Here is a 25,710-nt window from a genome sequence, read left to right on the forward strand (position 1 = left end):
GGGGAGGGGCTCATCGGTGGCCCTCCCCCGGGGAGTCGCTGTGGGTGGCCCACTCCAGGAGGCCGATGAACGCGCGGTTCAGGAGCGCCGAGTCCGCGGGCCGCAGCGGCCGCTGCGCCATCAGCAGGGCCTGCCCGTAGAGGGACTCCGTGGCCGTCCCGATCAGCTCCCGGTCGTCGAGTGAACTGATCCTGCGGATCAGCGGGTTGAGGTGGTTGAGCACCAGCCGCGCGCGGGGGGCGCTGCCGCGCAGCGAGCCGAGGATGCCCGCCCACAGGTCGTCGGCCTGCTCTTCGGCGTCCGCACGGGCCTGCTCGTGGCGTGCCGACCGGTCGTCCAGGTGCAGCGCCGGCACGGAGAGGGGATGGAAGGCGCGCAGGACGACATCGCATCCCAGGGGGTCGAGTTTGGCCCGAGCCGCTCCCAGGAAGGCCGACAGCGCCAGCTCCTCCGCCGGGTCGACGGAGTCCAGGTGCGCGGTCACGGTGTCGGCGTCCAGCTCCGCCACGACCGTACCCGGCCGTACCGAGGGCAGCGCCTCGACCAGCTCGCTGTCGTACGTGTAACCGCCGTTGATCACGCCGACGCCCTGCGCGGACGCGATCGGCGCGACCTGCCGGTACTCCTCCACGGTCCGCGTGAAGTGCACCACCGGGTGCCGCTGGGCGAACTCCTCCAGGGACAGCCGCCCGTCGGTCGTCTCGAAGGGCAGCCACGGCAGCATCGTGCGCAGCATCTCGCTGTCGTGCCGTGCGAGGGACTTCACCCCCAGGTGGTGCACCGACAGGAAGGCGGCCAGCCGCTCGGGATCACCGGCCGCGAGTCCGGTCAGCCAGGCCCGGATCCGCTCGCCCAGCGCCTCCCGTACGCCTGCCAGGGTCTCGTCCTCGTACAGCGACTCCCGTGACGCGGTGGGCCGCAGGCTGTCGGTGTCGAGGACACAGCGGACGAAGAACGCCCAGTCCGGCAGCAGCTGTTCGGCCCGCTCGGTGAGCAGCATGCCCTTCAGGTGCACACGATGACCGGCACGCTGGGCGGGGCTGACCGCGGACGGCAGCACGTACGCCACACCACGGATGCCGGCGAGCGGCACGTCCAGCTCGATCGAGTCCAGCGGCGTGAAGCCGAACAGGTCGTGGCAGTGCCGCGCCAGGGCCACCCTCCGGGTGCCCGGACTCGGGTACGAGCGGTCCCAGGGCGCCGGGAGGTCCGTGACCGCCTCGTCGCCCACCCGTACGTCGTACGGCAGCAGCGATCCGAAGTCCCGGGCCAGCGACAGCACCCGGTCCGCGGCCAGCCAGTCGGCGGCGCCCGCGCGGGCCACCAGGTGCACGGTCGTGCCCGGCTCGGTACGGGCCTCATGAGGCAGCGTCCGCACGGTGTACGAGCCGTCGTCCGTCGCCGTCCACTCCACGGGCGCCGCGTCGGGCGTACGCGCGCTGCGGCTGACGACCCGGATGCGCTCGGCGACGACGAAACACGCCAGCAACCCGATGCCGAACTGCCCGAGGAAGTCCGAACGCGCCGATTCCAGACCCTCGTCCCGCTTGGAACTGCGGCCGATGGTCGCCAGGAGGCTGTGCACGTCCGTCTCGGTGAGCCCGATCCCGGAGTCCTCCACGCGCAGGGTGCCGCCCTCCGCGAACAGCCGCACCAGGGCAGGCGCGTCGGGCTGCTCGGCGCGCCGGGCGGTGATCGCGTCCACGGCGTTCTGCAGCAGCTCGCGCAGATAGACCTTGGGACTGGAGTAGAGGTGATGGGAGAGCAGGTCCACCAGACCGCGCAGGTCGACCTGGAACGTATGGGGTGACTGGGATGCCTGTGCTGGCTGTGAGGTCTGGGAGTCCATCGTCGCAGCGCCGGTGGGGGGACGGACGACGGCGCGGGGTCGGGCGGTCCCGCGAGAGGGTGACCGCGAAGAGGGCCGGGCGCGCCATCCTAGGCCCCGAACGAGCCGCCTGACCAGCGGATTTCCGAGACGTATACGGCATTGTCAGTGCTGTGGTGTGCAATGGATCTCGTGCCCGCGCTCGAAGAACCACTGAAGAAGGTGCTCGGACCCGCCACCGCGAAGGTGATGGCCGAGCACCTCGGCCTGCACACGGTCGGCGATCTGCTGCACCACTATCCGCGCAGGTACGAGGAGCGTGGGCAGCTCACCCACCTCGCCGACCTGCCCATGGACGAGCACGTCACGGTGGTCGCCCAGGTCGCCGACGCCCGCCTGCTCACGTTCGCCTCGTCCAAGGCGCCCCGCGGCAAGGGCCAGCGCCTCGAAGTGACCATCACGGACGGCAGCGGCCAGCTCAAGCTGGTCTTCTTCGGCAACGGCGTGCACAAACCCCACAAGGAGCTCCTGCCCGGCACGCGCGCGCTGTTCGCCGGCAAGGTCTCCGTCTTCAACCGCCGCCTCCAGCTGGCCCATCCGGCGTACGAGCTGCTGCGCGGCGACGCGGAGGAGGCCTCCGAGGAGACCATCGACACCTGGGCGGGGGCCCTCATCCCGCTCTACCCCGCCACCGCCAAGCTGGAGTCCTGGAAGATCGCCAAAGCGGTCCAGACGGTACTGCCGAGCGCCCAGGAGGCCGCGGATCCGCTGCCGGACTCCCTCCGGGCCGGCCGCGGCCTGGTCCCCCTCCCCGAGGCCCTGCTGAAGATCCACCGCCCGCACACCAAGGCGGACATCGAGGACGCCCGCTCCCGCCTCAAATGGGACGAGGCATTCGTCCTCCAGGTCGCTCTGGCCCGCCGCCGTCACGCGGACGCCCAACTCCCGGCCGTGGCCCGCAGACCGACCCCGGACGGCCTGCTCACCGCCTTCGACGCCAAGCTGCCCTTCACCCTCACCGACGGCCAGCTGAAGGTCACCAAGGAGATCTTCGACGACCTCGCCACGGAGCATCCGATGCACCGGCTGCTGCAGGGGGAGGTGGGCAGCGGCAAGACGATGGTGGCCCTGCGCGCCATGCTCGCCGTCGTCGACGCCGGCGGGCAGGCCGCCATGCTCGCGCCCACCGAAGTGCTCGCCCAGCAGCACCACCGGTCGATCACGGAAATGATGGGGGAGCTGGCCGAGGGCGGCATGCTCGGCGGGGCCGAGCACTCCACCAAGGTGGTGCTGCTCACCGGCTCCATGGGCGCGGCCGGCCGCCGCCAGGCGCTGCTCGACCTCGTCACGGGCGAGGCGGGGATCGTCATCGGCACGCATGCGCTGATCGAGGACAAGGTGCAGTTCCACGACCTGGGTCTGGTCGTGGTGGACGAGCAGCACCGGTTCGGGGTCGAGCAGCGCGACGCCCTGCGCGGCAAGGGCAAGCAGCCGCCGCACCTCCTCGTGATGACCGCCACGCCGATTCCCCGCACCGTCGCCATGACCGTCTTCGGCGACCTGGAGACGTCCGTCCTGGACCAGCTCCCGGCCGGCCGCTCACCCATCGCCAGCCACGTCGTCCCGGCCGCCGACAAACCCCACTTCCTCTCGCGCGCGTGGGAGCGCGTGCGAGAGGAAGTGTCCAACGGACATCAGGCGTACGTCGTCTGCCCCCGTATCGGAGACGACGTCGACGAGGGGGACGACCCCAAGAAGTCCAAGAAGAAGTCGTCACCCGAAGACGGGGCCGGGGTCGGGCCCGAGGCCGAGAAGCGCCCGCCCCTCGCCGTCCTCGACATCGCCGACCAGCTCGCGAACGGCCCGCTCCAGGGCCTCAGGGTCGAAGTCCTGCACGGCCGGATGGCGCCGGACGACAAGGACACCGTGATGCGCCGCTTCGCCGCCGGCGACACGGACGTCCTGGTCGCCACGACGGTCATCGAGGTCGGTGTGAACGTGCCGAACGCCACGGCGATGGTGATCATGGACGCCGACCGGTTCGGCGTCTCACAGCTCCACCAGCTGCGCGGTCGCGTCGGCCGGGGCTCCGCCGCCGGCCTCTGCCTCCTGGTCAGCGAGATGCCGGAGGCGAGCGCGGCCCGCCAGCGCCTGAACGCGGTGGCGTCCACCCTCGACGGCTTCAAGCTCTCCCGCATCGACCTCGAACAACGCCGCGAGGGCGACGTCCTGGGCCAGGCCCAGTCGGGCGTGCGCTCCTCGCTGCGCGTGCTCACGGTCATCGACGACGAGGAGATCATCGCCGAGGCCAGGGAGGAGGCGACCACGGTGGTCGCGACCGACCCGGACCTCACCGGCCTCCCGGGCCTGCGCACAGCTCTCCAGGCCCTGCTGGACGAGGAGAGAGAGCAGTACCTGGAAAAGGGCTGAACACCGGGCGCCCCGATAGGGGCGCGGGGAACTGCGCGACCAGCCCCCACGAACCCGCAGCCGCCCACAACGCAAAGCACCCCCCACCCCCGCCTGCCAAACTGAATACGTGACCACCCCCTCGAACAAGGACCCGAGATGACCCGCGTGATCGCCGGCCAGGCCGGCGGACGCCGCCTGGCCGTCCCGCCGGGCACCGGCACCCGCCCCACCTCCGACCGCGCACGCGAGGGCCTCTTCTCGACCTGGCGATCCCTCCTCGGCGGCCCCCTGGAAGGCGACCGCGTCCTCGACCTGTACGCGGGCTCGGGCGCCGTGGGCCTGGAGGCCCTGAGCCGCGGCGCCGGACACGCCCTGCTCGTCGAGGCCGACGCCCGCGCGGCCCGCACCATCCGGGAGAACGTGAAGGCGCTCGGCCTCCCCGGCGCCGAGGTCAGAGCGGGCAAAGCGGAGCAGATCGTCCGCACCGGGGCGCCGGAAGCCCCGTACGACCTCGTGTTCCTGGACCCGCCGTACGCCGTCACGGACGACGATCTTCGCGAGATCCTGCTCACACTCCGCGTCCAGGGGTGGCTCACGGGCGAAGCGCTCGTCACCGTTGAGCGCAGTACAAGAGGTGGCGAATTCCGGTGGCCCGACGGCTTCGAAGCACTGCGCTCCCGTCGCTACGGCGAGGGAACGTTTTGGTACGGTCGCGCCGCCTCAACGTGCGAAGACGCACGATGACCGGACCGGAGAGCGAGGGATCTCAGTTGCGCCGCGCCGTCTGTCCCGGGTCGTTCGACCCGATCACCAACGGACACCTAGACATCATCGCCCGAGCCTCCAAGCTCTACGACGTCGTGCACGTCGCGGTGATGATCAACAAGTCCAAGAAGGGCCTCTTCGAGATCGACGAGCGGATCGAGCTGATCCGCCAGGTCACCGCGGACTTCGGCAACGTCGAGGTGGAGGCCTTCCACGGGCTCCTCGTCGACTTCTGCAAGGAGCGCGACATCCCGGCCATCGTCAAGGGCCTGCGCGCGGTCAGCGACTTCGACTACGAGTTGCAGATGGCCCAGATGAACAACGGCCTCTCGGGCGTCGAGACCCTCTTCGTGCCGACCAACCCCACCTACAGCTTCCTCTCCTCCTCGCTGGTCAAGGAGGTCGCGACCTGGGGCGGCGACGTCTCCCACCTGGTGCCGCCGCTGGTCCTCGACGCGCTCCGTGAGCGCCTCAGGAACGACTGAGCGGCCCCCGGGGAACTGACAGCCCGTCACCCGGTGTCCGGCGGGGCAGGAGTGGTCGTACAGTCGATCCGTCCGTCTCCATCACAGTTGTAGAGAGTGGCGAGCACACGGTGGACGTGCAGAAGAAGCTCGATGAGATCGTCTCGGCGGTGGGCAGCGCCCGCTCCATGCCCATGTCGGCTTCGTGCGTGGTCAACCGCGCCGATCTCCTCTCCCTGCTCGAAGAGGTGCGCCAGGCGCTGCCCGGTTCCCTCGCCCAGGCCCAGGAGCTGATCGGCGGCCGTGAGCAGCTGGTCGAGCAGGCCCGCCTGGAGGCCGAGCGGATCATCGAGTCCGCGCACGCCGAGCGCGGTTCGCTGATCTCCGACACCGAGGTCGCCCGCCGCTCCCAGAACGAGGCCGAGCGCATCCTCGCCGAAGCCCGCCAGGAGGCCGAGGAGGTCCGCGCCGAGGCCGACGACTACGTCGACTCCAAGCTCGCCAACTTCGAGGTCGTCCTCACCAAGACCCTCGGCTCCGTCGGCCGCGGCCGCGAGAAGCTCCTCGGCACCGGACCCGGCACCGACGAGCAGGGGTACGAGGACGAGGACGCCCCCGAGCGCAGCCACGACCCGGAGACGCTGCGCCGCAACGCCGACGAATACGTCGACGTCAAGCTCGGCGCCTTCGAGGCCGTCCTCGCCAAGACGCTGGACGCCGTCGGCCGCGGCCGCCAGAAGCTGCACGGCCGGATCGCCAGCGACGACCTGGGCGATCTGGGCGGCTTCGCGGACGACGGCACGCCCGCGCAGCACACCACCGACGCCGAGTACCTGGACGGCCTCGCCGACCTCGGCAACACCCCCGGACAGCCCGTCCAGGCCGCCGGACAGCCGCCCATGCAGCCCCCGGGGCCGCCCATGCAGGCACCCGAGGTGCCGGTCCAGCCGTCCTACGGGCAGCAGGACGCCTATGCGTACCAGCAGCAGCCCGATCCGTACGGCTACCAGCAGCAGTACGCCCAGCAGGACGCGTACGGCTACCAGCAGGCCGACCCGTACGCCGCCTACCCGCCGCAGCAGGGCTACGACCAGCAGGGTGCGTACGACCAGGGGCAGCAGGGGCAGCAGGTCCAGCCCGAACCGCAGGCGCAGGCACTGGACGAGACCAGTCTCTTCGACACCGGCATGATCAGCGCGGAGCAGCTGCGGGCGTACGAACAGGGGCGCGGCGGTCACTGAGGAGCGCGGGCGTACACCCGATTGGGCCGAGAGCGAATGGTCCAGTATCCTGGCTCTTCGGTCGCGTGTACGTCCGCGATCAGCGCTGCCCGGGAAACATCAGGGGCAGCGTCCCTTTGAGCTACAAGATCGAAAGCAGGAATGGCCCTGAACGCCCGCCTCGACCACCGCAATCCTCTCGTGTTCGACACACACGAGCTGGGGCGGCGTCCTGGCGCGCTGCAGCGCCTGAAGCCCACGATCGACGCTCCCAGGGATCTGAGTCTCCAGGGGGTCGTCGGAGTGCCGGAAGGCGCCCCGGTCGAGCTCCGGCTCCGGCTTGAGTCGGTCATGGAAGGTGTGCTTGTCACAGGCACCGCCCGTGCGACGGCCAAGGGGGAGTGCGTAAGGTGTCTGGAGCCGCTTGAGCAGCAGCTCGAAGCGGAGTTCCAGGAGATGTTCTCGTACCCTGACGCCGACGACCGGGGCCGCGTGAAAGCGGAGCCGGCCGACGACGCCGAGGACGACGAGGACAGGCTCTTCATCGAGGACGGTTTGTTCGACCTCGAAACCGTGCTGCGTGATGCGGTGGTGCTCGCACTGCCGATGCAGCCGGTGTGCCAGGACGACTGCCCCGGCCTGTGCTCCGAGTGCGGAGCCCGGCTCGCGGACGACCCGGACCACCACCATGACGCCGTCGACATCCGTTGGGCGGCACTGCAGGGACTCGCCGGTTCACTCGAAGATGGCGAGAAGGACGAGATCAGCGGCGCCGAAGCAGGCGTCGACGAGAAGCAGGAGAAGTAGCCGTGGCTGTTCCGAAGCGGAAGATGTCGCGCAGCAACACGCGCCACCGCCGGTCGCAGTGGAAGGCTGCGGTCCCCAACCTGGTTGCGTGTGAGCGCTGCCACGAGCCCAAGCTGCAGCACATCGCGTGCCCCGCTTGCGGCACCTATAACAAGCGCCAGGTCCTCGAGGTCTGAGCGGCTGGTGAGAGGCTTCATGTCTGACGCCAAGGCGGACGCAAACGCCAAGAACAAGGCGGACACAGCCTCGTCCCACACGCTTCTGGAAGGGCGGCTCGGGTACAAGCTCGAGTCCGCCCTTCTGGTGCGTGCACTGACCCACCGTTCCTACGCGTACGAGAACGGCGGTCTGCCGACCAACGAGCGCCTGGAGTTCCTTGGGGACTCCGTGCTGGGCCTCGTGGTCACGGACACGCTGTACCGCACCCACCCCGACCTGCCCGAAGGCCAGCTGGCCAAGTTGCGGGCCGCGGTGGTCAACTCGCGTGCGCTGGCGGAGGTGGGCCGTGGGCTCGAACTCGGCTCCTTCATCCGGCTCGGCCGGGGCGAAGAGGGCACGGGCGGCCGGGACAAGGCGTCCATCCTCGCCGACACCCTTGAAGCGGTGATCGGCGCTGTCTATCTCGACCAGGGTCTGGACGTGGCGGGCGAACTCGTCCACCGGCTCTTCGACCCGCTGATCGAGAAATCCTCCAACCTGGGCGCGGGCCTGGACTGGAAGACCAGTCTCCAGGAGCTCACGGCGACCGAGGGGCTCGGCGTGCCCGAGTACCTGGTCACCGAGACCGGCCCGGACCACGAGAAGACCTTTACTGCTGCTGCCCGCGTCGGAGGCGTCTCGTACGGCACCGGCACCGGCCGCAGCAAGAAGGAGGCGGAGCAGCAGGCCGCGGAATCCGCGTGGCGTGGGATCCGCTCCGCCGCGGACGAGCGGGCGAAGGCGGCGCAGGCCGCCGCGGAGGCAGAGCTGTCGGCAGAGGCAGAGCTGTCCGCGGAAGCCGAACTGCCCGAGGAGAGCGAGCTGCCCGGGGAGGGTGAACGGTCCGAGGGGACCGTCGACACGCCCTCGACGGCGACGTCCGACTCCGCTTCCGCCTGACACACAACGCACGACGCGTAACGCACGACGTACGACGAACAACCCACGGCCCCGGCCGTCACCGGTCGCCCGCCCCTGGTCACCAGGGGCGGGCGACCGCGTTCGGCGGCGCCGGCGGTACGCTGCGGGCGTGCGGCCCCGGACCGGGGCGCCCGAGTCGACGGCCCATGCCTGCCGGAGGAGAGACGTGCCCGAGCTGCCTGAGGTCGAGGTCGTACGGCGTGGACTGGAACGCTGGGTGAGCGGGCGGATCGTCGCCGACGTACAGGTGCTGCACCCGCGAGCCGTACGCCGGCACATCGCGGGCGGCGAGGACTTCGGAGCCCGGCTCAAGGGCCATCGGATCGGACTCGCCCAGCGCCGCGGCAAGTACCTCTGGCTGCCGCTGAGCGACCTCGGAGAAGCGGGACACGTCCCCGCACCGCCCGGCACGGCACCTCGCCCCGTTGTCGCAGCACCCGAGTACGTCCAGTACGAGGGCGCTGCTCCGTCTCACGACGCACCGCACGGGCCGACGCGGGAGCGCACCCCACTTCGCCGAGGCCGCTCAGCCGACTCCCCGAGCGCGGTTCTCGCGCACCTCGGGATGAGCGGACAGCTTCTCGTCCAGCCGCAGGACGCGCCCGACGAGAAGCATCTGCGCATCCGCGTCCGGTTCTCGGACGCCCTGAACACCGAGCTCCGCTTCGTCGACCAACGCACCTTCGGCGGGCTCTCGTTGCACGAGATGTCCCCCGACGGACTGCCCGACGTCATCGCCCACATCGCCCGCGATCCCCTGGACCCGCTGTTCGACGACGACGCTTTCCACGAGGCGCTGCGGCGACGGCGTACGACCGTCAAACGCGCCCTGCTCGACCAGTCGTTGATCAGCGGCGTCGGCAACATCTACGCGGACGAGGCACTTTGGCGCGCGCGGCTGCACTACGAGCGCCCGACCACCGGGTTCACCCGCCCGCGCACGGCCGAACTCCTGGGCCACGTACGGGATGTGATGAACGCGGCGCTCGCCGTCGGCGGCACGAGCTTCGACAGCCTGTACGTGAATGTGAACGGGGAGTCGGGCTACTTCGACCGGTCGCTCGACGCGTACGGCCGTGAGGGTGAGCCGTGTCGGCGCTGCGGCACCCTGATGCGGCGGCGGCCCTGGATGAACCGGTCCAGCTACTTCTGCCCGCGCTGTCAGCGGCCGCCGCGCGTCACGTCCTGAGGCTCACGCGCGACGTCCCGCTAACGCTCACGTGCCACGTCGTAACGCTCACGTGCCACGAGCACGTCGCCCATGCGGCTCTCCATGAAATGGATGAGGGACAGCAGGCGCTCGGCGACCTCGCGGCCGAGTGGTGTCAGCTCGTAGTCCACCCGCGGCGGGTTCGTGGGCTGCGCCTCGCGGTGCACAAGACCGTCCCGCTCCAGTGCGTGCAGCGTCTGCGACAGCATCTTCTCGCTCACGCCGTCGACGCGCCGACGCAGCTCGTTGAATCGGAACGAGCCCTCGTGCAGCGCCCCGAGCGTGAGCGCGCCCCAGCGACCCGTGACGTGCTCCAGGGTGCCGCGGGACGGGCACGCCCTGGAGAACACGTCGAAGGCGAGGTCGGGCTGCTCCGTGAGGTCCATACCTCAAGCTTACCCGGCACAGCGCATACCACAGGTGTGCGCTAACTTTTCGTTAGCGTTCCGGGATGTGGCTCCCGGTCCGGCTAGTAGCCGAAGTCCTGCGTCCACCAGGGGCCGCCCGACGCGAAGTGCGCGCCGACGCCCAGGGTCTTGAAGTCGCAGTTCAGGATGTTCGCGCGGTGGCCCGGGCTGTTCATCCAGGCCTCCATCACCGCGGCGGCGTCCGCCTGGCCCCGGGCGATGTTCTCGCCGCCGAGGTTCGATACGCCGGCCTCCTCCGCCCGGTCCCACGGGGTGGCCCCGCTCGGGTCCGTGTGGTCGAAGAAGTCCCGCGCGGCCATGTCCTTGCTGAAGGCCTCGGCGAGCGCCGCCAGCGAGTTGGACGCGGACACCGGACTGCAGCCGGCCTTGGCCCGCTCCGCGTTGACCAGCGAAAGCACCTCGGCCTCGGCGGTGGACGCCCCTGACGCCGCCTGCGGAGGTGTCGTCTTGGGGGCCTTCGTGGCCGGGGCCTTGGTGGTCGGCTTGGTCTCCGGTGCGGCCGGGGCCTTGGTGGTCGGCTTCGCGGCGGGCTTCTCGGCCGCCTTCTCCGGGGCCTTCGTGGGCGACACCGAAGGCGAGGGCGAGCGCTCCAGGTCACGGCTGGTGCCCGCGTCGGCGTCCTCGCGGTCGTCCGCGGCGCCGTTCGAGCCGCCCTGGGTCTCGATGTCGCTCGGGGTGTCGGCGGCCCGCACCTTGTCGGCGTTGCCGCCGATCGAGTAGTTGTCGCTGCCCGGCAGCAGCCCGGAGGCGACTGCCACGGCGCCCATCGCGACGGCGGCCGAGACACCGAGCAGACCGGTGCGTACCGGCGTCACGGCCTTCTTGCGGCGTCGGCGGCTGCGCTGGCCGCCGGGCGCGTAGCCCGTCGTGGCGTGGGCGGCGTCGCTCGCGGCGAAGAGGTAGGCGTCGCTCCTCGCGTAGAGGTCGCCCGTCTCGTGGATGCCGCCCGGCGAGTCATAGAGGCCCGCGGTCGCGTACTCACCCGCGTAGTCACCCGCGTCTGCCGTCGCGTGGCCGCCCGTATATGTTTCGTACGTTTGCGTGACCCCCGGGGCGCGGCCTGTGGCGGCGCGGCCGGCGTCGGAGCGTCGGTGGCGTCCCATCTCCTGGCCTTCCTCATCCTTGCGGTCAACGTTCCTCACCCGAACGAGTGAGGCTCATTGGGTCGGGACGGTACCCCATGGCGCAAGGGGAGGAAGTGCTCCGAGTGCAATTGGCCAGTTAGCGTTCCCCCATGAACGAGGATGTACGCCTGGTCGCCTGGGTGCGAGGACGCGTCCAGGGTGTGGGTTTCCGCTGGTACACACGGGCCAAGGCGCTGGAGCTCGGCGGCCTGAGTGGTTTTGCTCTCAATCTGGAGGACGGACGGGTCCAGGTGGTCGCGGAAGGCCCCCGAGCCGGCTGCGAAGGGCTGCTCGACTGGCTGCGCGGAGACGACACGCCGGGCCGCGTGGACGGTGTCACTGAGATTTGGGACACTCCGCGCGGCGGCTACGAGGGCTTCGTCACCCGATGAGCTCCACGCGGTACGCCGCTCGCAGGACCCCGGGTGAGGGGCGCGGGGCGTGCGCCGAGCATCCGCCCGAGGTGGAAAGTGCCTGGTGATTGCCAAGAACCCCTTGTCGTGGCAGGCTCCGCGAGGAAGGATGATCTCCACGCCCCCAGGGCCCCGAAGCAGAGGCAGCGCCGCCCGTTTTTCGGCCGCGCGCCCCGGGTTGCCCCCCAATACGGGGCGTGATCGTGTTGACCGTCAAACTTTTTGGTGAGACGCTGAAAGTCCCCGCGCACCTTAGCTGTTTGGCATGTAAGAGGGGCAGCAAGAACTCGACATGCCAGGCATCGCGGGTGCGATTCCCTCACGACCCACACCGCTTCGGTCGGTCACTCAGTGTGGAGGACCATCCATCATGGCAAAGGCGCTTCTCGGTTACGTCGGCGGTTCCGACCCGCGACTCATTGCCGAGATGCGACGGCTCCAGCAGCGCGTCCAGGACCTGGAATCCGAGCTCGTACGGATCCAGGCCGAAAACGACGAGCTCGCGGCTGCCGCTTCTCACGACTCGCTTCTCGAAAGCATCGACGTACCCCAGGCGGAGCCTGCGCTCACCTGATCACTGAACCGCAGCGACGCCGTCAGTGAACAGGCTGTCCGTGTCAGCCGCTTGAACCAGAGTTGCAAGGGACGCTTCGGCGTCCCTTCTTTCTTGTGCCCCCGCCTGTTACTCCGTCTTGTGTTCCCACGCACTCTTTCACTGTCTTTAACGTCTGGTGTGCCCTGCACGTTCATGGGTGAAACCGCGCGTTCATGGAGTGAGACCGAGCCGGACGGTAGAGTCCGGCTGCGTGCACCTCAAGGCCCTGACCCTGCGCGGGTTCAAATCCTTCGCCTCGGCGACCACGCTGCGGTTCGAGCCGGGCATCACGTGTGTCGTGGGCCCCAACGGCTCGGGCAAGTCCAACGTCGTGGACGCGCTCAGCTGGGTCATGGGCGAGCAGGGCGCCAAGTCGCTGCGCGGCGGCAAGATGGAGGACGTCATCTTCGCCGGCACCACCGGGCGCCCGCCGCTCGGTCGCGCCGAGGTGTCCCTCACCATCGACAACTCCGATGGCGCGCTGCCCATCGAATACGCCGAAGTGACCATCACGCGGATCATGTTCCGCAACGGCGGCAGCGAGTACCAGATCAACGGCGACACCTGCCGGCTCCTCGACATCCAGGAACTCCTCTCCGACTCCGGCATCGGCCGCGAGATGCACGTCATCGTCGGACAGGGCCAGCTCGACTCCGTCCTGCACGCCGATCCGATGGGCCGCCGGGCCTTCATCGAAGAGGCCGCGGGCGTGCTGAAACACCGCAAGCGCAAGGAGAAGGCGCTGCGGAAGCTGGACGCGATGAAGGCGAACCTCGCGCGCGTGCAGGACCTCACGGACGAGCTGCGGCGGCAGCTGAAGCCGCTCGGCCGGCAGGCCGCCGTCGCCCGCCGGGCCGCCGTCATCCAGGCCGATCTCCGGGACGCCCGGCTGCGGCTGCTCGCCGACGATCTCGTACGGCTCCGGGGCGCGCTCCAGGCCGAGATCGCCGACGAGGCCGCGCTCAAGGAACGCAAGGACGCCGCCGAGGCCGAGCTGAAGAAGGCGCTCCAGCGCGAGGCGCTCCTCGAAGACGAGGTACGACGCCTCACGCCACGGCTCCAGCGGGCCCAGCAGACCTGGTACGAGCTGTCGCAGCTGGCCGAGCGGGTGCGCGGCACGGTCTCCCTGGCGGACGCGCGGGTCAAGAGCGCCACCGCCCAGCCGCCCGAGGAGCGGCGCGGGCGCGACCCCGAGGACATGGAGCGCGAGGCCGCCCGGGTCCGTGAGCAGGAGGCCGAGCTCGAAGCGGCCCTGGAGGCGGCCGAGCACGCCCTGGAGGACACGGTCGCGCACCGGGCCGACCTGGAGCGCGAGCTGGCGGTGGAGGAGCGGCGCCTGAAGGACGTGGCCCGCGCCATCGCCGACCGCCGCGAAGGGCTCGCCCGGCTGAACGGCCAGGTCAACGCGGCCCGGTCGCGTGCCGCCTCCGCCCAGGCCGAGATCGACCGCCTCGCCGCCGCCCGTGACGAGGCCCAGGAGCGGGCGGTCGCCGCCCAGGAGGAGTACGAGCAGCTCAAGGCCGAGGTGGACGGTCTGGACGCGGGCGACGAGGAACTCGCCGAGCGGCACGAGGCGGCCAAGCAGGCCCTCGCCGACGCCGAGTCCGCCCTGACCGCGGCGCGCGAGGCGACCACCGCGGCCGAACGCAGACGCGCGGCCACCCAGGCCCGCCACGAGGCGCTGGCCATGGGCCTGCGCCGCAAGGACGGCACGGGGGCGCTGCTCGCGGCGAAGGACCGGCTGTCGGGCCTGCTGGGTCCGGCGGCAGAACTGCTGTCGGTCACGCCCGGCTTCGAGGTCGCGGTCGCGGCCGCCTTCGGCGTCGCGGCGGACGCGATCGCGGTGACCACCCCCGCCTCGGCGGCGGACGCCATCCGCCTGCTGCGCAAGCAGGACGCGGGACGCGCGGCGCTGCTGCTGGCGGGGGCACCGGAGGAGATGGACGCCGGCGCGGACGGTCCGGGCGGCGTGGGGGAGAGCCGCCGGGGTGACCGTCGAGGGCCGCGAGCCACCGGCGCCGAGTACGCCGCGAACGGCACCGACAAGCTGGGATCGCTCGACGCGGCCGGGCAAGAAGACGACGGACGCCGCCACCAGGACGACCGTCGAGAAGACCGTCACGGCCCCGACGGCAGCCCCGCCGCTCCGGGTTCCCCGGGTGACAGCGCCCGGCACCCTGGGGATTCGCGGGGGACGGGCGGCGGTGTCGCGGAGTCGGGGCGCCCGGGAGCTTACGGTCCGGAGGGGTCGGGAGACGTGGACGCCGTTGCTCCGCAGGACGGACCCGCTGGAAGCCACCACGGCGACGGTTCCGCCGATGCCCGGCGCCCGGGGGATTCGCGGGGGACGGGTGGTGGTGTCGCGGAGTCGGGGCGTCCGGGAGCTTACGGTCCGGAGGGGTCGGGAGACGTGGACGCCGTTGCTCCGCAGGACGGACCCGCTGGAAGCCACCACGGCGATGGCTCCGCCGATGCCCGGCGCCCGGGGGCCGGGCGGACACCGGCCGCGCTCACGGCGCGCGGTGCCTCCGACGGCGTACTTCGAGAATCCGGCGGCCCGCCGTTCGCCGCCGATCTCGTGCGCGGCCCCTCCGATCTCATGCCTGCCGTACGGCGGCTGCTCCGCGGCATCGTCGTGGTCGGCACGCTTGAGGATGCCGAGGAACTCGTCTACGCACGGCCTGGGTTGACTGCGGTGACCGCCGAAGGGGACCTGCTCGGGGCGCACTTCGCGCAGGGCGGCTCGGCCGGGGCGCCGAGTCTGCTCGAAGTGCAGGCCTCCGTCGACGAGGCGGCGGCCGAGCTGGAGGAACTGGGCGTGCTGTGCGAGGAGTTGACCGAGCGGCAGCACCGGACCGCTGAGGCTCGTAAGGAACGGGTCGCCCTGGTGGAGGAGTTGGGGGAGCGGCGGCGAGCCGTCGAGCGGGAGAAGTCAGGGGTCGCGCAGCAGCTCGGGCGGCTGGCCGGGCAGGCGCGGGGTGCCGCCGGAGAGGCCGAGCGGAGCACCGCCGCGGCCGCCCGGGCGCAGGAGGCCCTCGACCGGGCCGTACTGGAGGCGGAGGAGCTGGCCGAACGGCTCGCCGTCGTCGAGGAGATGCCGGTCGAGGAGGAGCCCGACACCTCCGTACGGGACCGGCTCGCGGCCGACGGGGCCAACGCGCGGCAGACCGAGATGGAGGCCCGGCTCCAGGCGCGTACGCACGAGGAGCGGGTCAAGGGCCTTGCCGGGCGGGCCGATTCGCTCGACCGGGCGGCACGCACCGAACGCGAGGCACGCGCGCGTGCCGAGCAGCGCAGGGCGCGGCTGCGGCACGAGGCCGCCGTCGCCGAGGCCGTCGCCTCGGGTGCCCGGCAGCTGCTCGCGCACGTCGAGGTCTCGCTCGGCCGGGCGGACGAGGAGCGGACGGCCGCGGAGAGCGCCAAGGCGCGGCGGGAGCAGGACCTCGTCGGCGCACGCACCGAAGGCCGTGACCTCAAGGCCGAGCTCGACAAGCTCACGGACTCGGTGCACCGCGGTGAGGTGCTCGGCGCCGAGAAGCGCATGCGGATCGAGCAGCTGGAGGCCAAGGCGCTGGAGGAGCTGGGCGTCGAACCGGCCGGGCTCGTCGCGGACTACGGCCCCGACCAGCTCGTGCCGCCCTCGCTCCCCGCCGAGGGCGAGGAACTGCCCGAGGACCCCGAGCACCCGCGCAATCTGCCCCGCCGGTTCCACCGCGCCGAGCAGGAGAAGCGGCTCAAGTCGGCCGAACGGGCCTACCAGCAGCTCGGAAAGGTCAACCCGCTGGCCCTGGAGGAGTTCGCCGCGCTGGAGGAACGCCACAAGTTCCTCAGCGAGCAGCTGGAGGACCTGAAGAAGACGCGTACCGATCTCCTGCAGGTGGTGAAGGAGGTCGACGAGCGCGTCGAGCAGGTCTTCACCGAGGCGTTCCGGGACACCGCCCGGGAGTTCGAGGGGGTCTTCAGCCGGCTCTTCCCGGGAGGCGAAGGACGGCTGGTCCTGACCGATCCCGACAACATGCTCACCACGGGCCTGGACGTGGAGGCCCGGCCCCCGGGCAAGAAGGTCAAGCGCCTCAGCCTGCTCTCCGGTGGCGAGCGCTCGCTGACCGCCGTCGCCCTGCTCGTGTCGATCTTCAAGGCGCGGCCCAGCCCGTTCTACGTGATGGACGAGGTCGAGGCGGCGCTCGACGACACCAACCTGCAGCGGCTCATCGGGATCATGCAGGAGCTGCAGGAGGCCTCGCAGTTGATCGTGATCACCCATCAGAAGCGCACGATGGAAGTCGCCGACGCGCTGTACGGCGTCTCCATGCAGGGGGACGGGGTGTCGAAGGTGATCAGCCAGCGGCTTCGCTGACGGGGCCGGCGCGGAGCAACCGCACTACTCCTTTCCTTCAAGGCTTGAACATAATTCTCTTACCTGAGCCTTGCCTGGTTCACATCTGCCTGTCTTGACTTCGAAACATGAAGGCATAAGCTCGGAAGCATCGTTTTTACCTTCAGGTGATCGGTGGTGTGCTGGCATGCCATTGGTAGGACCATCTGGAAGGGCTCATTTTCATACCGGCAGCGTTGCCGGTGGCCCGAGGAGTTACACGTGACCAGCACTGCTGCGCAGGCATCCAAGTCAGGAGCCCCACAGGCTCACCCCGAACATCTCGGGCACGTCATCTTCATCGCGGCGGCGGCGGCGATGGGCGGCTTCCTCTTCGGCTACGACAGCTCCGTGATCAACGGAGCCGTCGAGGCCATCAGGGACCGCTACGACATCGGCTCCGCGGCCCTGGCCCAGGTCATCGCCATCGCGCTGGTGGGCTGTGCGATCGGTGCCGCCACCGCGGGCCGGATCGCCGACCGCATCGGCCGCATCCGCTGTATGCAGATCTCCGCCGTGCTGTTCACGATCAGCGCCGTCGGATCCGCCCTGCCGTTCTCCCTCTACGACCTGGCCTTCTGGCGGGTCATCGGCGGCTTCGCCATCGGCATGGCCTCCGTCATCGGCCCGGCCTACATCGCCGAGGTCGCCCCGGCCGCGTACCGCGGACGGCTCGGCGCCTTCCAGCAGGCCGCGATCGTCATCGGCATCGCCCTCTCGCAGCTGGTCAACTGGGGCCTGCTGAACGCCGCCGGCGGCGACCAGCGCGGCCAACTGCTGGGCGTGGAGGCCTGGCAGGTCATGCTCGGCGTGATGGTCGTCCCGGCCGTCCTCTACGGTCTGCTCTCCTTCGCGATCCCCGAGTCGCCGCGCTTCCTGATCTCCGCGGGCCGGGACGCGCGCGCCCGTGAGGTGCTGCGCGAGGTCGAGGGCGACAAGATCGACCTGGACGCCCGGGTCGCCGAGATCGAGCAGGCCATGAAGAGCGAGCACAAGTCGGTCTTCAAGGACCTGCTCGGTGGCAACTTCTTCTTCAAGCCGATCGTCTGGATCGGCATCGGCCTTTCGGTCTTCCAGCAGTTCGTCGGCATCAACGTCGCGTTCTACTACTCCTCGACGCTGTGGCAGTCGGTCGGCGTCGACCCGACGGACTCGTTCTTCTACTCGTTCACCACGTCGATCATCAACATCGTCGGCACCGTGATCGCCATGATCTTCGTCGACCGGATCGGCCGCCGCCCGCTCGCGCTCATCGGTTCCGTGGGCATGGTCGTCGGTCTCGCCCTGGAGGCCTGGGCCTTCTCCTTCGACCTCGTCGACGGCAAGCTGCCGACCACCCAGGGCTGGGTCGCCCTGGTCGCCGCCCATGTGTTCGTCCTCTTCTTCGCCCTCTCGTGGGGTGTGGTCGTCTGGGTCTTCCTCGGCGAGATGTTCCCGAACCGGATCCGCGCCGCCGCACTCGGCGTCGCCGCCTCCGCGCAGTGGATCGCCAACTGGGCCATCACCGCGAGCTTCCCGTCGCTGGCCGACTGGAACCTCTCCATGACCTACGTGATCTACACGGTCTTCGCCGCGCTCTCGATCCCCTTCGTGCTCAAGTTCGTGACGGAGACCAAGGGCAAGACCCTGGAGGAGATGGGCTGACGCCCCACCTGAACGCGAGGAGAAGGGCCAAGTCCCCGCTGCCCCTCTCCTCGTACCCGTAAGGGCGTACTGCCCCGGCTCGGCCTTCGAGGACCCTGACGTCCTAGAGGCCCTTGAGCCGGGGCAGTACGTTCTCGCAGAACAGGTGCATGCTCCGCCAGCCCTCGTCGACCGGCATCCCACCGGACAGCGGATGCAGTACGTAGTGGTCGAGGCCCTGTGCCAGGCACTCCTCCGGCGTCACGATCCGGTAGACGCCCTCGGCGCGCAGTTCCTCGACCGTCGTGGCCCCCGACTTCACCGCCGAGCGGATGTCGGCGGACTGCCAGGAGGCGTAGGTGCGCGCCTCGTGCAGGAAGTGCTCGCCGTGCTCGGCCCAGGCGCGGTCCGGGTCCTCGGCGAGGTGCAGGAGCGGGGTGACCGCCGGGGGCATCATGGTCCAGCCCTCCGTGCCGTACTCCACGAGCAGCTCCTTGTAGTACGCCTCCAGCTCCGGCAGATGCGCGCTCGGGAAGAGCGGCAGTCCGAGCCGGGCGGCACGACGGGCCGCCGCCTTCGAGGAGCCGCCGACCAGCAGCAGGGGGTGCGGATCCGAGAAGGGGCGCGGGGTCACCCGTACCGTACGGCCGCGGTACTCGAACTCCTCGCCGGTCCACGCCTTCAGCAGCGTCTCCAGGAGCTCGTCCTGGAGCTTGCCGCGCCGCTTCCACTCCACGTCGAAGAGCGCGTACTCCTCGGGCCGGTAACCGATCCCCGCGACCGTGACGAGCCGGCCGCCGCTGAGCAGGTCCAGTACGGCGATGTCCTCGGCCAGCCGCAGCGGATCGTGCAGCGGCCCGATGATCGCCGAAACCGTGACCGCGATGCGCCGGGTCGCGCCGAAGACCGCGCCCGCGAAGGCGAAGGGCGAGGGCAGCCAGTTGTTGGCGGCGCCGTGGTGCTCCTCGGTCTGCACGGTGGTCATGCCGCGGTCGTCGGCGTAGGCGGCCATCTCCAGCGCGGCCTGGTAGCGGGCGCTGAGCGAGGTGGGTGTGGCGTCGGGCTCAACGAGGTTGAAACGTACGACCGTTACGGGCATGGGAAAGTCCCCCTTCGCCGAGCGGGTGGGGTGCCGGTGAGGGAGGACGTTAGCTGACGGTTCGTCAGACGGCCAGAGTCGCGGGACGTCTCGGATGCGTGCCGAGGGTGGCGCCGGAGTGATGGATGCCGGTCCGACTGATCCGCTTATGGCGCTTATGTCGCTTGGAGGAACGTACAAGCAGTGGCCCTCGGAGGTCCATGGCCGATACTGAGTGGGTTATGGAAATCGTCATCCTTGCTGTAGTCATCGCCGTGGTCGTGATCGGCGCGCTCGGCGGGCTCGTCATCGGCAGTCGCAAGCGGAAGCAGCTGCCCCCGCCGCCCACCGCCGCCCCCGACATCACCGCCCCGCCGGCCGAACCGCATATCGGCGACGAGGCCGAGACGCCGCGCGACGAACCGCGCCGCACGATAGAGGAGGTGGACCTCCCGGACGCCTCGGCGACCGCTCCGGTCGTCGTCGAGGAGCCGCCGGTCGCCGAAGCTCCCGCGATCGAGGTCCCTGAACCGACCGCCGGCCGCCTGGTGCGGCTGCGCGCCCGGCTCTCCCGCTCGCAGAGCGCGCTCGGCCAGGGGCTGCTCACGCTCCTGTCGCGCGAGCACCTCGACGAGGACACCTGGGAGGAGATCGAGGACACGCTGCTCACCGCCGACGTCGGCGTGCAGCCCACCCAGGAGCTGGTCGAACGGCTGCGCGAGCGCGTGCGGGTGCTCGGCACGCGCACGCCCGAGGAGCTGCGCGGTCTGCTGCGCGAGGAACTGCTCACCCTCCTCGTGCCCGACTTCGACCGCACCGTGCACACCGAGTCCGGCCTGGACACCCCGGGCATCGTGATGGTCGTCGGGGTCAACGGCACCGGCAAGACCACCACCACCGGCAAGCTCGCACGGGTGCTCGTCGCCGACGGCAAGCATGTGCTGCTCGGCGCGGCCGACACCTTCCGGGCCGCCGCCGCCGATCAGCTGCAGACCTGGGGCGAGCGCGTCGGCGCCCGTACGGTACGCGGTCCCGAGGGCGGTGACCCCGCGTCCATCGCCTTCGACGCCGTCAAGGAGGGCATCGCGGAGAGCGCCGACGTCGTCCTCATCGACACCGCCGGGCGGCTGCACACCAAGACCGGCCTCATGGACGAGCTGGGCAAGGTCAAGCGCGTCGTCGAGAAGCACGCCCCGCTCGACGAGATCCTGCTGGTCCTGGACGCCACCACCGGTCAGAACGGGCTGGTCCAGGCCCGCGTCTTCGCCGAGGTCGTCGACATCACCGGCATCGTGCTCACCAAGCTCGACGGCACCGCCAAGGGCGGCATCGTCATCGCCGTCCAGCGCGAACTGGGTGTGCCCGTCAAGCTCGTCGGTCTCGGCGAGGGCGCGGACGACCTGGCGCCGTTCGAGCCGGAGGCGTTCGTTGACGCCCTTATCGGGGAGTGAGTACCCACCTACCAAAACTGGTACGTGCTTCCACCAGAAGAAGCGCCCGTTCCCAAGGTGCAGTTGGGGACGGGCGCTTCGCTGTGTGGGCCGCTATGCGCGCGAGCGATGGGCCACGTAAGCCAAGGTGCCCAGCAGCAGCCGCGCCGCAGGCGGCTTCGTGGCCGAGTCGAGGGCGGGGGAGCGGAGCCAGCGGACCGGGCCGAGGCCGCCGCGGTCCGAGGGCGGGGCCGTGACGTACGCCCCGGCGCCCAGGCCGTGCAGGTCGAGCGTGGCGTCGTCCCAGCCCATGCGGTAGAGCAGCTCGGGCAGGGTGTCCGCCGCGCCGGGGGCGACGAAGAAGTGGGCGCGGCCGTCCGGGGTGACGGTCACGGGGCCCAGCGGGAGCCCCATGCGTTCGAGGCGGAGCAGTGCCCGGCGGCCGGCCGGCTCGGCCACCTCGATGACGTCGAAGGCGCGCCCTACCGGAAGCATCACGGCCGCGCCGGGGAACTCGCCCCAGGCCTCGGTCGCCTCGTCGAGCGTGGCGCCGGCCGGGACCACCGGGGCGAAGTCCAGCGGATGCGCGCCGGGTGCCGGGCAGTCGGCCCGGCCGCACGAGCAGGCCCCCGCGGCCGCCCGGGCACCGGGCACCACGTCCCAGCCCCAGAGCCCGGTGAACTCGGCCACGACGGTGCACTCTGACGAGCGGCCGCGGCGACGCGAGCCGGACCGGATTTCGCGGATGCCGCCGATCGTGAAGCCCATGCCCCCTCCAACGGGTACAGCGCGCCCGTGGTTACGTGCTGGAATCGGAACGTAACCCTGCGTTCCCATCGCCGCGTGGTCCATGCAGCGCCCGGTTGTGTCACAGGTAGTGCGCCCGGTCTCGTGCGCCCCGGTGTGCACCGCTCCACCCACTCCCGGCTGTCTTATGTCAAGTGAATCGTGTGCGGGCGACTGGGAGTTCATTCGAAGGGGTGGCGAATGGTGGCGTTTCCGGGATCGCCATGGCCGGAGGCGTGATCGTAGGATTACTGTGAGTGCACGAGTCCTGGGGACGCACGCACTTGCGGGTATGCCGGAGGCAACCCGGCTTCCCGTTCGAGGGGTGAGAACCGCCGGACGGGCGACCACATGCACCGGCATTCTGGTAGGGCTTGGCGCACACAGCGCACAAGTGGGTTCAGGGATGGGGGCGTTCCAGTGGGCGGCAACGGCGGAAGCGGGACGACCGCGACTGGCACGGACAAGCGCCCCAATGAGCTGCTGAGTTCGTGGTTCGTGCGCAGCGGCTGGTCCAAGGGCGAGCTGGCACGCCAAGTGAACCGCAGAGCGCGCCAGTTGGGGGCCAACCACATCTCGACGGACACCTCGCGGGTCCGCCGCTGGCTGGACGGGGAGAATCCGCGCGAGCCGATCCCGCGCATCCTGTCCGAGCTGTTCTCCGAGCGCTTCGGCTGCGTCGTCGCCGTCGAGGACCTCGGCCTGCGCGCCGCGCACCAGTCACCATCCGTGTCCGGGGTCGACCTGCCGTGGACAGGCCCCCAGACCGTCGCCCTGATCAGTGAGTTCTCGCGCAGCGACCTGATGCTCGCGCGCCGCGGCTTCCTCGGTACGTCGCTGGTCCTCTCCGCGGGACCGACACTCATCGAACCCATGCAGCGCTGGCTGGTGCCCAGCCCCGCCGCCCCCCGCCAGGAGCCCGAGTCACCGGCCGCCGCGCGCCGCCCCGGCCGGCTCTCCCAGCCCGAGCTGGACCTCCTGGAGTCCACCACCGTGATGTTCCGGCAGTGGGACGCCCAGTGCGGCGGCGGCCTGCGCCGCAAGGCCGTCGTCGGCCAGCTGCACGAGGTGACCGACCTGCTCCAGGAGCCCCAGCCGGAGGCCACCACCAAGCGCCTGTTCAAGGTCGCCGCCGAGCTGGCCGAGCTGGCGGGCTGGATGAGCTACGACGTCGGACTCCAGCCCACCGCGCAGAAGTACTTCGTCCTCGCCCTGCACGCCGCCAAGGAGGCCGCCGACCGGCCGCTCGGCTCGTACGTGCTGTCCAGCATGAGCCGCCAGATGATCCACCTCGGGCGGCCCGACGACGCACTGGAACTGATCCACCTCGCGCAGTACGGAAGCCGCGACTGCGCGAGCCCGCGCACCCAGTCCATGCTGTATGCGATGGAGGCCCGCGCCTACGCCAATATGGGGCAGCCCGGCAAGTGCAAGCGTGCCGTCCGGATGGCCGAGGACACCTTCGAGGACGCCGTCGAGTTCGACGACCCCGAGCCCGACTGGATCCGCTTCTTCTCCGAGGCCGAGCTGCACGGCGAGAACTCCCACTCCTACCGCGACCTCGCCTACGTCGCGGGCCGCAGCCCCACGTACGCCTCGCTGGCCGAGCCCGTGATGCAGCGGGCCGTCGACCTCTTCGAGAAGGACGCAGAGCACCAGCGTTCGTACGCACTCAACCTGGTGGGGATGGGCACGGTGCACCTGCTCCGGCGGGAGCCCGAGCAGAGCGCGGTCCTGGTGCGCGAGGCCCTCAAGATTGCCAAGAAGGTGCGCTCCGAACGGGTCAACACCCGTATCCGAAAAACCGTCGACACGGCTGTACGCGATTTCGGGGATCTCGCCGAGGTCGTGGACCTCACCGAGCAGCTCGCCGTCGACCTGCCAGAGACCGCCGAGGCGGTCTGACCCGGTACCCCGGCCACGGCCACCGTCCCGAACAGCCCGACTCGGCTCCCCCGTGCCAGGTCACCGGACGGCGGCCGTGGCCGGGCTGTTTGTCACCGCTGAGCGATGGTTGCGGTTACCACCAAGCGAAGGTTGCGCCACGATAACGATCGACGACGCCACTATCCGGCGGTTCATCGAGGCGTAACACAGAAGGCCTCTTCGTCACTTCGGTGAAACATTCAGGGGTGCCGGTCGAAACGGCGCTACGCCAATCTCTGGCCCATAACCGGCCCACCCCTCATACACCGCTCATGGCTTCGCCCGCACGGGGCCGTACTTACGACGAGGAGACGCCGATGGCACCAGCCATCACGATTGCCGCAGAGACAGAGCTCTCCGCCGCCAACACCGGGTTCATGCTCATCTGTTCCGCCCTGGTGCTGATCATGACGCCCGGTCTCGCCTTCTTCTACGGAGGCATGGTCCGGGTCAAGAGCACCCTGAACATGTTGATGATGAGCTTCATCAGCATGGGGATCGTCACGATCCTGTGGGTCCTCTATGGCTTCTCGCTCGCCTTCGGCACCGACAAGGGCAGCATCATCGGCTGGACCTCGGACTTCGCCGGTCTGAGCGGCGTCGAGACGGGCGACCTCTGGGGTACGTACAACATCCCGGTCCTCGCCTTCCTGGTCTTCCAGCTCATGTTCGCGATCATCACCCCGGCCCTGATCAGCGGTGCCCTCGCGGACCGCGTCAAGTTCACGGCATGGGCGCTCTTCGTCGCCCTGTGGGCCACGATCGTGTACTTCCCGGTCGCCCACTGGGTCTGGGGCGAGGGCGGCTGGGCCTTCGACCTGGGCGTCATCGACTTCGCCGGTGGTACGGCGGTCCACATCAACGCGGGTGCCGCGGCACTCGGCGTGATCCTGGTCATCGGCAAGCGCGTCGGTTTCAAGAAGGACCCGATGCGCCCGCACAGCCTCCCGCTGGTCATGCTCGGCGCAGGCCTGCTGTGGTTCGGCTGGTTCGGATTCAACGCCGGCTCGTGGCTCGGCAACGACGACGGCGTCGGCTCGCTGATGTTCGTCAACACGCAGATCGCCACCGCCTCCGCCATGCTGGCCTGGCTCATCTACGAGAAGATCCGCCACGGCGCGTTCACCACGCTGGGCGCCGCGTCCGGCGCGGTCGCCGGTCTGGTCGCCATCACCCCGTCCGGCGGTGCGGTCTCCCCGATCGGCGCGATCGCCGTCGGCGCCATCGCCGGTGTGCTCTGCGCCATGGCCGTGGGCCTGAAGTACAAGTTCGGCTACGACGACTCGCTCGACGTCGTCGGAGTCCACCTCGTCGGCGGTGTCGTCGGCTCGCTGCTCATCGGCTTCTTCGCCAGCGGCAAGGGCCAGTCCGAGGTCGAGGGCCTCTTCTACGGCGGCGGCATGGAGCAGATGTGGAAGCAGCTCGCCGGTGTCGGCGCGGTGCTCGCCTACTCCCTGGTCGCCTCGGCCATCCTCGCCTTCCTGATCGACAAGACGATCGGTATGCGCGTCTCCGAGGACGATGAGGTCGCGGGTATCGACCAGGCGGAGCACGCCGAGACCGCATACGACTTCAGCGGCGCCGGCGGCGGTTCGGCCTTCAGCTCCGCACCCCCCGCCCCGGCTCAGGACGCCTCGGCCAAGAAGGTGGACGCATGAAGCTCATCACCGCCGTCGTGAAGCCGCACCGGCTCGACGAGATCAAGGAAGCCCTGCAGGCCTTCGGCGTGCACGGCCTGACGGTCACCGAGGCCAGCGGCTACGGTCGGCAGCGGGGACACACCGAGGTCTACCGCGGCGCCGAGTACACGGTCGACCTGGTCCCCAAGATCCGTATCGAGGTACTGACCGACGACGACGACGCCGAGCAGGTGCTCGACGTCATCGTCAAGGCGGCCCGTACCGGCAAGATCGGTGACGGCAAGGTCTGGTCCGTCCCGGTCGAGACGGCCGTCCGGGTCCGGACCGGCGAGCGCGGACCCGACGCGCTCTAGACAGAAGAAGAACAGGAGCTACTGGGTGACGAGTACGGACGTGCGAACGGATGCAGAGGACTCGGGACCCAGCGGCTATGCGGCGGCCCGGCTGCGCCTCCTCCAGGAGGAGGC

Annotated in this window: 21 protein-coding genes; 16 read left to right on the forward strand and 5 right to left on the reverse strand. The window is 70.2% G+C overall.

The window, feature by feature from the left end; genetic code table 11:
* Positions 1–10: 10 nt before the first annotated feature.
* Positions 11–1,849 (reverse strand): HSP90 family protein, encoded by a 1,839-nt coding sequence (locus tag AB0I18_RS37320; RefSeq protein WP_363110139.1) that lies wholly within the window; start codon positions 1,847–1,849, stop codon positions 11–13.
* Positions 1,850–2,011: 162 nt separating this feature from the next.
* Here AB0I18_RS37320 and recG point away from each other — a divergent pair, with 162 nt between their 5' ends.
* From recG to mutM, 8 genes are all read left to right on the forward strand, one after another.
* Positions 2,012–4,258 (forward strand): ATP-dependent DNA helicase RecG, encoded by a 2,247-nt coding sequence (gene recG, locus AB0I18_RS37325; RefSeq protein ID WP_363110140.1) that lies wholly within the window; start codon positions 2,012–2,014, stop codon positions 4,256–4,258.
* Positions 4,259–4,363: 105 nt separating this feature from the next.
* Positions 4,364–4,984, forward strand: coding sequence for a 16S rRNA (guanine(966)-N(2))-methyltransferase RsmD (gene rsmD / locus AB0I18_RS37330; RefSeq protein WP_363110157.1), 621 nt, complete (start codon positions 4,364–4,366; stop codon positions 4,982–4,984).
* Positions 4,985–5,010: 26 nt separating this feature from the next.
* Positions 5,011–5,490 (forward strand): pantetheine-phosphate adenylyltransferase, encoded by a 480-nt coding sequence (coaD, locus tag AB0I18_RS37335; RefSeq protein WP_363110158.1) that lies wholly within the window; start codon positions 5,011–5,013, stop codon positions 5,488–5,490.
* A 110-nt stretch (positions 5,491–5,600) separates the two neighbouring features.
* A complete protein-coding gene (locus AB0I18_RS37340; RefSeq protein ID WP_363110141.1) occupies positions 5,601–6,710 on the forward strand; it encodes an ATP synthase F0 subunit B in 1,110 nt (369 codons plus the stop codon).
* Positions 6,711–6,851: 141 nt separating this feature from the next.
* Positions 6,852–7,496 (forward strand): YceD family protein, encoded by a 645-nt coding sequence (locus AB0I18_RS37345; RefSeq protein WP_363110142.1) that lies wholly within the window; start codon positions 6,852–6,854, stop codon positions 7,494–7,496.
* A 2-nt stretch (positions 7,497–7,498) separates the two neighbouring features.
* Positions 7,499–7,672 carry a 50S ribosomal protein L32 gene (rpmF, locus tag AB0I18_RS37350; RefSeq protein ID WP_033321093.1) on the forward strand — a complete coding sequence of 58 codons (174 nt, stop codon included), beginning with the start codon at positions 7,499–7,501 and terminating at the stop codon, positions 7,670–7,672.
* 19 nt (positions 7,673–7,691) lie between these two features.
* Entirely contained in the window at positions 7,692–8,594 is a 903-nt protein-coding gene (rnc, locus tag AB0I18_RS37355) for a ribonuclease III (RefSeq protein ID WP_363110143.1), read from the forward strand.
* A gap of 187 nt (positions 8,595–8,781) precedes the next feature.
* Complete coding sequence (gene mutM, locus AB0I18_RS37360) at positions 8,782–9,804, forward strand: bifunctional DNA-formamidopyrimidine glycosylase/DNA-(apurinic or apyrimidinic site) lyase (protein WP_363110144.1); 1,023 nt, start codon at positions 8,782–8,784, stop codon at positions 9,802–9,804.
* 20 nt (positions 9,805–9,824) lie between these two features.
* On the opposite strand, the gene AB0I18_RS37365 is transcribed toward mutM, so the two are convergent.
* A complete protein-coding gene (locus tag AB0I18_RS37365) occupies positions 9,825–10,211 on the reverse strand; it encodes a helix-turn-helix domain-containing protein (protein WP_363110145.1) in 387 nt (128 codons plus the stop codon).
* A gap of 83 nt (positions 10,212–10,294) precedes the next feature.
* Positions 10,295–11,356: a CAP domain-containing protein gene (locus tag AB0I18_RS37370; protein ID WP_363110146.1), complete on the reverse strand. Its 1,062-nt coding sequence runs from the start codon at positions 11,354–11,356 to the stop codon at positions 10,295–10,297.
* A 131-nt stretch (positions 11,357–11,487) separates the two neighbouring features.
* On the opposite strand from AB0I18_RS37370, the gene AB0I18_RS37375 reads away from it, so the two are divergent.
* From AB0I18_RS37375 to AB0I18_RS37390, 4 genes are all read left to right on the forward strand, one after another.
* Positions 11,488–11,769, forward strand: a complete 282-nt coding sequence (locus AB0I18_RS37375) for an acylphosphatase (protein ID WP_363110147.1) — start codon at positions 11,488–11,490, stop codon at positions 11,767–11,769.
* 391 nt (positions 11,770–12,160) lie between these two features.
* Positions 12,161–12,364, forward strand: a complete 204-nt coding sequence (locus AB0I18_RS37380) for a hypothetical protein (RefSeq protein ID WP_363110148.1) — start codon at positions 12,161–12,163, stop codon at positions 12,362–12,364.
* Positions 12,365–12,596: 232 nt separating this feature from the next.
* Positions 12,597–16,742, forward strand: coding sequence for an AAA family ATPase (locus AB0I18_RS37385; protein ID WP_363110149.1), 4,146 nt, complete (start codon positions 12,597–12,599; stop codon positions 16,740–16,742).
* Between the two features lie 240 nt (positions 16,743–16,982).
* Complete coding sequence (locus AB0I18_RS37390; protein WP_363110150.1) at positions 16,983–18,404, forward strand: sugar porter family MFS transporter; 1,422 nt, start codon at positions 16,983–16,985, stop codon at positions 18,402–18,404.
* Between the two features lie 103 nt (positions 18,405–18,507).
* Here AB0I18_RS37390 and AB0I18_RS37395 read toward each other — a convergent pair whose 3' ends face one another.
* Positions 18,508–19,482 carry an LLM class flavin-dependent oxidoreductase gene (locus AB0I18_RS37395; RefSeq protein ID WP_363110151.1) on the reverse strand — a complete coding sequence of 325 codons (975 nt, stop codon included), beginning with the start codon at positions 19,480–19,482 and terminating at the stop codon, positions 18,508–18,510.
* A 221-nt stretch (positions 19,483–19,703) separates the two neighbouring features.
* Here AB0I18_RS37395 and ftsY point away from each other — a divergent pair, with 221 nt between their 5' ends.
* Entirely contained in the window at positions 19,704–20,912 is a 1,209-nt protein-coding gene (ftsY, locus tag AB0I18_RS37400) for a signal recognition particle-docking protein FtsY (protein ID WP_363110152.1), read from the forward strand.
* Between the two features lie 93 nt (positions 20,913–21,005).
* Here the strand turns inward: ftsY and AB0I18_RS37405 are convergent, their stop codons facing one another.
* The gene (locus AB0I18_RS37405; protein WP_363110153.1) at positions 21,006–21,659 is read right to left on the reverse strand and encodes a bifunctional DNA primase/polymerase; all 654 of its coding nucleotides are present in this window, start codon (positions 21,657–21,659) and stop codon (positions 21,006–21,008) included.
* A 438-nt stretch (positions 21,660–22,097) separates the two neighbouring features.
* Between AB0I18_RS37405 and AB0I18_RS37410 the strand changes: the two genes are divergently transcribed.
* From AB0I18_RS37410 to AB0I18_RS37420, 3 genes are all read left to right on the forward strand, one after another.
* On the forward strand, positions 22,098–23,582 hold the full coding sequence (locus AB0I18_RS37410) for a hypothetical protein (protein ID WP_363110154.1): 1,485 nt from the start codon (positions 22,098–22,100) through the stop codon (positions 23,580–23,582).
* A gap of 338 nt (positions 23,583–23,920) precedes the next feature.
* A complete protein-coding gene (locus AB0I18_RS37415; protein WP_363110155.1) occupies positions 23,921–25,261 on the forward strand; it encodes an ammonium transporter in 1,341 nt (446 codons plus the stop codon).
* Positions 25,258–25,596 (forward strand): P-II family nitrogen regulator, encoded by a 339-nt coding sequence (locus AB0I18_RS37420; RefSeq protein WP_363110156.1) that lies wholly within the window; start codon positions 25,258–25,260, stop codon positions 25,594–25,596. The genes AB0I18_RS37415 and AB0I18_RS37420 overlap by 4 nt, the downstream gene beginning before the upstream one ends.
* Positions 25,597–25,710: the final 114 nt, after the last annotated feature.

The organism is Streptomyces sp. NPDC050704, from assembly GCF_040654355.1.
Lineage (GTDB): Bacteria > Actinomycetota > Actinomycetes > Streptomycetales > Streptomycetaceae > Streptomyces.

Bases quoted from the DNA above. Each gene is read 5' to 3' on its own strand.
- AB0I18_RS37370 (WP_363110146.1), bottom strand. From the start codon at position 11,356: ATGGGACGCCACCGACGCTCCGACGCCGGCCGCGCCGCCACAGGCCGC.
- AB0I18_RS37375 (WP_363110147.1), top strand. From the start codon at position 11,488: ATGAACGAGGATGTACGCCTGGTCGCCTGGGTGCGAGGACGCGTCCAG.
- AB0I18_RS37320 (WP_363110139.1), bottom strand. From the start codon at position 1,849: ATGGACTCCCAGACCTCACAGCCAGCACAGGCATCCCAGTCACCCCAT.
- recG (WP_363110140.1), top strand. From the start codon at position 2,012: ATGGATCTCGTGCCCGCGCTCGAAGAACCACTGAAGAAGGTGCTCGGA.
- AB0I18_RS37345 (WP_363110142.1), top strand. From the start codon at position 6,852: ATGGCCCTGAACGCCCGCCTCGACCACCGCAATCCTCTCGTGTTCGAC.
- AB0I18_RS37415 (WP_363110155.1), top strand. From the start codon at position 23,921: ATGGCACCAGCCATCACGATTGCCGCAGAGACAGAGCTCTCCGCCGCC.
- AB0I18_RS37420 (WP_363110156.1), top strand. From the start codon at position 25,258: ATGAAGCTCATCACCGCCGTCGTGAAGCCGCACCGGCTCGACGAGATC.
- rnc (WP_363110143.1), top strand. From the start codon at position 7,692: ATGTCTGACGCCAAGGCGGACGCAAACGCCAAGAACAAGGCGGACACA.
- AB0I18_RS37380 (WP_363110148.1), top strand. From the start codon at position 12,161: ATGGCAAAGGCGCTTCTCGGTTACGTCGGCGGTTCCGACCCGCGACTC.
- ftsY (WP_363110152.1), top strand. From the start codon at position 19,704: ATGGAAATCGTCATCCTTGCTGTAGTCATCGCCGTGGTCGTGATCGGC.
- AB0I18_RS37405 (WP_363110153.1), bottom strand. From the start codon at position 21,659: ATGGGCTTCACGATCGGCGGCATCCGCGAAATCCGGTCCGGCTCGCGT.
- AB0I18_RS37365 (WP_363110145.1), bottom strand. From the start codon at position 10,211: ATGGACCTCACGGAGCAGCCCGACCTCGCCTTCGACGTGTTCTCCAGG.
- AB0I18_RS37395 (WP_363110151.1), bottom strand. From the start codon at position 19,482: ATGCCCGTAACGGTCGTACGTTTCAACCTCGTTGAGCCCGACGCCACA.